This window comes from Microcoleus sp. PH2017_12_PCY_D_A, assembly GCF_020738565.1.
Classification (GTDB): domain Bacteria; phylum Cyanobacteriota; class Cyanobacteriia; order Cyanobacteriales; family Microcoleaceae; genus Microcoleus.
Genome location: NZ_JAEQCI010000186.1, coordinates 1 through 7252 on the forward strand (window position 1 = coordinate 1; position 7252 = coordinate 7252).

Sequence of the window (7252 nt, forward strand, 5' to 3'; positions counted from 1 at the left end):
TCGCGCTGCTGTAAGGTGGCTGTCATGGTTTTATGATTGCTTTATTTGGTTTTCAATGTTCGTGACGGCTTTGTGTTCCGCCATGTAAATTAATATAAAGCTTTTATTTCGGTTTGTAAAGGGGTATTAAGCACAGTTTTTGTTATGAATGTCATAAGTATAGCTGATACAAAGTTGTAAAAGTTGCTGTCTAAGGGTTTCAGAAGCAAGCCGGGGAATTTGCAGGCGATCGCACCAACAAAAAAAATGCTCATAATTTAGCTGGGTAACGAGATTCGGGACTGGCGCGAGTGTTAAGATAGATGAAGGATTGCGATCGCCAACCGCAAAACTCGCACTCACAGATATATGTTGTTTCGTAAGTCCGATCGATAAAAATCCCAAGGAATGTCCCGCACCGTCACCTACAGCCCTGCTTATACGCTGGTTCCTACCTACGAGTGTTTTAACCGCTGCACCTATTGCAATTTTAGGGCCCAACCGCTGCAAAGTCCTTGGCTGACACTCCCAGAAGCCGAAAAACAGCTCAAATTACTCCAAACTCAAGGTGTCATTGAAATTCTCATTCTCAGCGGCGAGGTACATCCCCAGAGTCAACGGCGAAAAGCTTGGTTTCAGCGGATTTACGATTTGTGCGAACTGGCACTTAGTCTCGGATTTTTGCCGCATACTAATGTGGGGCCGCTCAGCTTTCAGGAGATGGCCGAGTTAAAACAGGTGAATGTCTCGATGGGGCTGATGGTAGAACAGGTTTCACCCGATTTGTTGCAAACCGTTCACAGACACGCACCGAGTAAAGTGGCGGCGCTGCGGCTGCAACAGTTAGAATGGGCTGGGGAATTGCAGATTCCGTTTACCACTGGTTTGCTGCTGGGAATTGGGGAAACTGAGGCGGATTGGATTGAGACGTTGGAGGCGATCGCCCGGATTCATTCGCGCTACAATCACATTCAAGAAGTTATTTTGCAGCCTCACAGTCCGGGAAACAAGCAAAGTTGGGACGGCGAAGTTTTTGATGCTACAAAAATGCCACAAGTAATTGCGATCGCCCGCAGCATTTTACCATCTGAAATCTCGTTACAAATTCCGCCGAATTTAGTTGCACAGCCCGAAATATTGCTAGCTTGTTTAGAAGCAGGTGCGAGAGATTTAGGAGGAATTGGGCCGCTGGATGAAGTTAATCCAGATTATCCTCATTTGCAACACCAAACTTTAACAGAAATTTTAGCAGCAGCCCGATGGCAACTCGTGCAGCGTTTGCCTGTTTATCCTCAATACGATAACTGGCTGCCGCAGAGATTGCAAACTGCTGTCAAACAATTGAAAGTTAGAAATATTTATCAAATATGAATTGTCCCAAGGTTCGTAGTGAGGACTTTAGTCCGCATCCAAATCAGCGGACTAAAGTCCTCACTACGAACCTTTTTGGGAAAAAATAGCATTTTTATCGAACAGTATGTTTGCCGATTAAATCTATTTTAAATCAAAGAACTGCCACCATCAATCCAAACTTCAGTACCTGTGATAAAGCTGGAGGCATCGGACACCAAAAATAAAACTAATTGAGCGATTTCTTCGCTGGAACCTGCGGTATTATCAGTCAACGGAATCACATCTTTAATACAATCAGCCGGGACTAGGATGCGATCGAGATGGCGCTTAACGGTACTTTGATCGATCGCAGTCAGCACTCCACCCGGACATATCACATTGACTCGGATTTGGCTGGGTGCAAGTTCTAGCGCCAGCATTTTTGCAAAAGCTACCTGCGCTGCTTTGGTGCAAGCGTAAGCTGTAGCCCCAACTTTCCTGAAACTTCTGGTGCCGTTAATCGATGATGTAATGACGATGGAACCTCCTTGTTTTTTGAGATAAGGAACAGCATACTTAACCGTCAAAAAAGTTCCTGTGAGGTTGATGTTAATTGTCCGATCCCATTCATCCGGTTCTATCTCTTCTATCGGCGACCAGACACCATTAATCCCCGCATTTGCGAACACAATATCAATTCTTTGATATTCGTCAAAAATTGTTTCAAATGCCTGCTGCATATGCTTAGAATCAGCCACATCTGCGGCAATCGCCAGCCCGCAGCCTCCTTCACTGGTTAACTGGCGGACGGTTTCTTGTCCTGTTTCTAAAATGCGATCGATAATAGCAACTTTTGCGCCTTCTTGGGCCATTAAGATTGCTGCTGCACGTCCAATTCCCGACCCGCCGCCCGTAATCACGGCAACTTTTTCTGCAAGTTTCATAATTTTTTATGTAAATAATTTTGGGGCGCGATCGCCTAAAAGTAAGATTAGAGAGAGAGGACCCAAGTCCGATGCTGCGAACAGGCTTTAATCAGCAAAAATAAGAGATAGCGAAGTAAAAAATGATTTGATACGACCATCGTAGCCGTAAGGTGCGCACTGCGCACCCTACTTCAGACAGAGGATTCCGTCAAGATTTAGGTCATGCTTAGGGCTGAGGAACCCAGACAGAAACTGAACCGGCGTTGCACCTAAAATCAGCCCAACCATCGTCATTAGTTGCGATCGGTTCTTTGATGTGTTCGGTGATGTCAATATAAGTTCGATTCGGCTGTCCGACTTCCATAAACTTAGTACCATCGCCTCCATTACTCAGTACCACAGCCATACCGCCCGGATGTTCTTCATCTCCGAGTCGCGTCCAGCCAATAGTGTTCGCGTGGTCGAAGTAATCGTACTGATTCCCGTAGGAATAAGTTTGGCGCGCGAACAAAAATTTATCGAGAATCCCTTGATGTTTTTCTAACCAAATCTCGTATTCGTTGCCATCTTTTCCTTTGTCCTTATAGTTAGCCCCGTAATAATCCGGGTAAAAAATGCACGGATATCCTTCACATCGCAGCAAAATTAAAGCGTAAGCAAGCGGTTTAAACCAAGCCTCGACAACTGATTCTAGAGATTGCAAAGGCTGCGAATCGTGGTTGTCAACCAAAGTAACGGCGAGGGTTGGTTGCTGTTGGACGAGGGTGTTATCAAAAATTGTTCGCAAGTCGTAGCTGTTACCGGCTTTGCTAGCAGCGTGGAAGTTGTAGTGGAGGGGCGCGTCAAATAAGGATACTTTACCGTCCGTTGCTTGGATAAAGTAGTGCAAAGCTTCCACTTCGTAAGACCAATATTCACCGACGGCAAATAGGTCGCGTTTGGCATAGTTGCGGACGTGTTCCAACCATTCTTGGAAAAATTCTGCTGCTACGTGTTTGACGGCATCGAAGCGAAAGCCGTCAACGTTTGTTGTATCGACATACCACTCGCCCCAGTATTTTAATTCGCCGGTGACTTCTGGGTTGTCCATATCTAAATCGCAACCCATGAGGTAGTCAAAGTTGCCCTTTTCTAAGTCTACCCCTCGATCGAATTCTTTGCCTTTTAGCAGGTAAACGGCATGGGTTTCTGTGTTGTAAACGTTGTAATCAATAGCGTCAAAATGCCACCAATGCCACTCCATGCTGGAATATTTTTTGTCGCGACCTGGGAAAGTAAAATGCGTCCAAGCTTTGATTTTTTGATATTCGCCTACGGTGTCATTGCGGTTGTCTGGATTGAAGGGTGTGGCTTCGGCTTCTTCTTCTGCATCGGCACCTAATTTGTGGTTGAAGACAACATCGGCATATATCCGAATTCCGGCATCTTGTGCAGCTTTGATCGCACGCAAATATTCATCTTTTGTGCCGTATTTCGTGCGTACCGATCCTTTTTGATCGAATTCACCTAAGTCAAATATATCGTAGACGCCATAGCCCACATCCATACCGCCGCCGGTTCCTTTATAGGCGGGCGGCAACCACAGGGATGTTACACCAATTTTTGCTAAATCTTTTGCAGATTCTGCTAGCTGATTCCACAAGTTCCCATCAGCGGGGTTGTACCAGTGGAAATACTGCATCATGACGCCGTTGAGTTGAGACATACTGAGTTTCTCCTGTTTGGTAAAGTTGTCAGATATATTTTTGTTCGTTGCCGATCGCTCTTAATATCTCTGCAACCTACGATCAATACTTATCATAAAATCTTGGGTTCTATCAGGGGATCTATCTGTTGACAGATTGACATTTAACTATATTTTGGGTTAACTGTTTTTTTAGCATATGTAACCTAGCAAAAAATATGTTCTAGGAGTTGTGAATTTTGGCTCTCCTGAGTTTGTGGTGATAAACAAACCGCATATCCTTGACTCCCAGGGCATCACAGAATCGCGAACAGTTGTGTCTGATACCGTATCCACCATAAACCCAGGAGAGCCTGAATTTTGTCTTAGAAATCTGCTCGATCTTATTTCCGTATGAAGGAAGACAATCAAATTGGTTTGTAGTGAGGACTTAAGTCCTCTGATTTTTGATGCGGACTGAAGTCCTCACTACGAACGTGATTTTTGATGCGGACTGAAGTCCTCACTACGAACCTGGTAGATGATTCTTCGATTTGGCGATCGCACAACCACCTCTTAACTGTAAATTATCAAGCTGTTGCAGGTTCTGCGGCTACTCGCTCAATCTTAGTAGTCCAAGTACCGTCGATCGCCAATTCGAGCAATCTAAATCCCGGCGGGATTTCGTCAAGGATAATCGGATGGCTTTTGGGTAAAAGTTGGATGCAGGTGCTGGGTGTCCCCAAGTAGGTAACTGAGCCTCGCTGTTGCTGAAATTCTTGGTGAATGTGCCCGGAAAGGACGATTTTGATTTGAGGGTATCGATCGACAATTGCGAAAAATTCACCGGCATTGTGCAGCATCATGCTGTCCATGATTTCACAGTCGATCGGCAAAGCATGATGGTGCAAAGCAATCGTAACAGGTCGATCGCCGGTTTGTTGCAGTTGAGAGTCGAGCCACTGCAAGCTTTCTGGGGAAAGTCGCCCGCCGTCGCATCCGGCTTCCACACTCGAAAGCAGCAGAAACTGCCAGTTTCCCAGCATCCACGATTTTTGTGGGGAAATCGGCGGCCCCTTTAAGATTTCTGCCATAACACCGATGTTGTCGTGGTTTCCCGGTATCCAGTAAGCGGGAATTCCGAGGGGGGCGATGAGGGAGACGAGGCGCTGGTAGGATTCCGGTGTTTCATCTTGGGATAAGTCGCCTGTCAGCAGCAGTAAGTCGGGCGGCGGCTGTATCTGTTGCAGGCGATCGAGAACTGCTTGCAGGGTGCGGGTTGTCGAGATTCCTTTCCATTGTCGATCGAGCTCTGCAAACAAGTGAGTGTCGGTGATTTGGGCGACTTTGAGGGGAGAAGCTGGTGTCATGGCTGCTGTTGCTGGCGATCGAGCTATTTCTAGATTAGCCTGGGATGGGGTTTTGGGGGCGATCCTCTTTTGCAAGCTTCGCTAACGAACTTTGGGCGATGGAAATTTTTGAGAGATATGTTGAAATAATCAGGATTTAGTGTATTATCGTATAACGTCAATTTTCTGACGTAACGGCGGCATAGCCAAGTGGTAAGGCAGAGGTCTGCAAAACCTCCACCCCCAGTTCAAATCTGGGTGCCGCCTTTATTTTTATGTGTTTGCTCAAGCTTCAATCTACGAGTTTGCAAGGTTTATTGGATTGTAACGGAGCGTGTATCGCGCACAATCAATCACAATCAAACATAGAAAGTAATGCAAATTTAATGCAATGGAAAATCAAGCAAGTTCAGCAAGGTTGAATCAGGCTAATGGAAGGCTAAAAGCGGCGAGGGTAGGTGTTCGCATTGAAGAAAGGGGCGATCGCCTTTGCTTGCGAGCTACATTGCCCTTTTTTTAGCTAGTCTCAAAGACGAGATGAGCGAAAACCGTTAATTGAGGATTGAGCCAGACTTCTCAGTGGCCTAGCCATAAGGCTTAGAAAGCGATGCGGATAAAAGGACTTGAACCTTCACTCCTTTCGGAACCAGAACCTAAATCTGGCGCGTCTGCCAATTTCGCCATATCCGCATTTTGACATTTAAATATTATAACACACAGCATAGCCATGTGTCAACATCCAAAAACCCGGTCATTTTTGCACGCCGGGTTTATTGAGTTATAGGCACAGCAATTTTCCGTATTTTTAACTCATTACTTAGTTTTGCCCGATCGCCTTCCAAGTGATTTCGTCAACCACACCGTCAGCAGTCAAACCCTTATACTCCTGAAATTTCTTGACAGCCGTAGCAGTGCGAGCGCCAAAAATGCCGTCGATCGGGCCTGGATCGTAACCCTGTACTTCCAAACGCACCTGTAGCGTCTTCACCTTAGAACCGGCAGCACCTTTAGTCAGAGCAGTTGCAGGATTGCTGGGAACAGGATCGCTGTTCTGAGTGGGAGCATTTCCCTGCAAATTTTCAGAAGCTTTAGCAGCCGGATCTGCGGCTAAAGCTGTCCAAGTTTCTTTGTCCACGATGCCGTCGGAGTTCAACCGCTTAGACTGCTGAAAGGCACTGACAGCGGATGTGGTGCGAGAACCGTAGGAACCGTCGATCGTGCCGATCGCGAAACCGTGAACCAGCAACCGCTGCTGTATGGCGGCAACTTCTGGGCCGTCTGCTCCTGCGGAGATAGTTTTTTCCTTTCTCACAGGCTTTTGCTCTCCTGCATAAAAAGGCTTGTTAAACATATCTCCTTGGGTAGTTGCCTCCGGCTGTACCGACGCACCCGGATCGGCGGGAGCTGTAAAGTCTCTGCGGTACTGTTGTTCCTGCACAAAGGGTTTGGACTCGAAGGCTGCATTTGCCTTTTTAGTCAGCCCTGGAGCGAGCAGAGCGAGCACGCTGAAAATCGTAACAGTAGTTACACGCATAAGTTTCATCCTGTTGGTGAGGTTTGACAAGGTTTCCCTGTTTTCTATGTTTCTCAATCTCATTGTATTACCCGGACAGCTTTCTGAGAAATATAGTAGAATGCCGAAGGAAGTTCGGCCGCCGATTCTGTAACCGATTTAACGGATGGTTTGAAAGTAATTTTTTGATTAACCGCTTCGAGGCGAACGACAGAAAGAAAGTTCGGCAGCAAATGCCAGTAAAGGATGCAACGGATAGAAGGAGAAAGGTATAGCCTTTCGAGCTCTCATATGAGGTATGACTGGGCATAGGGCATAGGGCATAGGGCACGCAAGCATACCTCACCATGCTTGAGAACCGCTATATGTTGTTGCGATGAAAGCGCTCTTTCTTATAGAACCCATTTGAGATCTTTTTAGGCGGCTAGTCGCTTGAGCATCAGCCGAATAAAGCATAGTTTGAGCTTGGCGTTGGAACGTTCGAGTGTGC

General features: G+C 46.4%; 5 protein-coding genes and 2 tRNA genes. 2 read left to right on the top strand and 5 right to left on the bottom strand.

The genetic code is table 11. The features are described 5' to 3' along the window. Window positions 1-387 precede the first annotated feature (387 nt). Window positions 388-1350 (top strand): 7,8-didemethyl-8-hydroxy-5-deazariboflavin synthase subunit CofG, encoded by a 963-nt coding sequence (gene cofG, locus JGK39_RS31650; RefSeq protein WP_293255796.1) that lies wholly within the window; start codon window positions 388-390, stop codon window positions 1348-1350. A 128-nt stretch (window positions 1351-1478) separates the two neighbouring features. Here cofG and JGK39_RS31655 read toward each other — a convergent pair whose 3' ends face one another. The 3 genes from JGK39_RS31655 to cpdA form a co-directional block, all read right to left on the bottom strand. Then, window positions 1479-2255 carry an SDR family NAD(P)-dependent oxidoreductase gene (locus tag JGK39_RS31655; protein WP_293255793.1) on the bottom strand — a complete coding sequence of 259 codons (777 nt, stop codon included), beginning with the start codon at window positions 2253-2255 and terminating at the stop codon, window positions 1479-1481. 208 nt (window positions 2256-2463) lie between these two features. Then, complete coding sequence (locus JGK39_RS31660; protein ID WP_293255790.1) at window positions 2464-3942, bottom strand: alpha-amylase; 1479 nt, start codon at window positions 3940-3942, stop codon at window positions 2464-2466. A 548-nt stretch (window positions 3943-4490) separates the two neighbouring features. Then, the gene (cpdA, locus tag JGK39_RS31665; protein ID WP_293255786.1) at window positions 4491-5345 is read right to left on the bottom strand and encodes a 3',5'-cyclic-AMP phosphodiesterase; all 855 of its coding nucleotides are present in this window, start codon (window positions 5343-5345) and stop codon (window positions 4491-4493) included. Between the two features lie 100 nt (window positions 5346-5445). On the opposite strand from cpdA, the gene JGK39_RS31670 reads away from it, so the two are divergent. After that, window positions 5446-5516: transfer RNA gene (locus JGK39_RS31670), tRNA-Cys, on the top strand. Window positions 5517-5857: 341 nt separating this feature from the next. Here the strand turns inward: JGK39_RS31670 and JGK39_RS31675 are convergent. After that, window positions 5858-5939, bottom strand: a tRNA-Leu gene (locus JGK39_RS31675). 127 nt (window positions 5940-6066) lie between these two features. Beyond that, complete coding sequence (locus JGK39_RS31680) at window positions 6067-6783, bottom strand: peptidoglycan-binding protein (RefSeq protein WP_293298767.1); 717 nt, start codon at window positions 6781-6783, stop codon at window positions 6067-6069. Window positions 6784-7252: the final 469 nt, after the last annotated feature.